Origin of the sequence: Vibrio sp. OPT46 (assembly GCF_015163535.1) — a bacterium.
Lineage (GTDB): Bacteria > Pseudomonadota > Gammaproteobacteria > Enterobacterales > Vibrionaceae > Vibrio > Vibrio alginolyticus.
Genome location: NZ_JADDYG010000251.1, coordinates 1 through 229, shown reverse-complemented (window position 1 = coordinate 229; position 229 = coordinate 1). Strand labels below are relative to the sequence as shown.

The 229-nt window shown below is 37.1% G+C and carries 1 protein-coding gene; it reads right to left on the bottom strand.

Annotated features, from left to right (window positions below; all coding sequences use genetic code 11):
- Nucleotides 1-229 (bottom strand): hypothetical protein (locus IQR33_RS11420; protein ID WP_193843706.1); only part of this gene is annotated, 229 nt, incomplete at both ends.

Sequence of the window (229 nt, the reverse complement as noted above, 5' to 3'; positions counted from 1 at the left end):
CTTCTTCAATGGCGCTCTCCGTTATCAACGTTGCGTCTTCTTTAATTATCCCTAAACCAATAGCCATCATCATTTGTTTAGAGATGTTTTCAGTTAGGCTCAATGCTCTTACTTCAGTTAGATTATTTTTTAGCTCTAAGAACTCCAACATTTCGACATTGCTATCGATATAATCGTTGGCCTGTTGAACATATTCATTGGATTTTACTAACTGTTGCCTCTTAGCCGT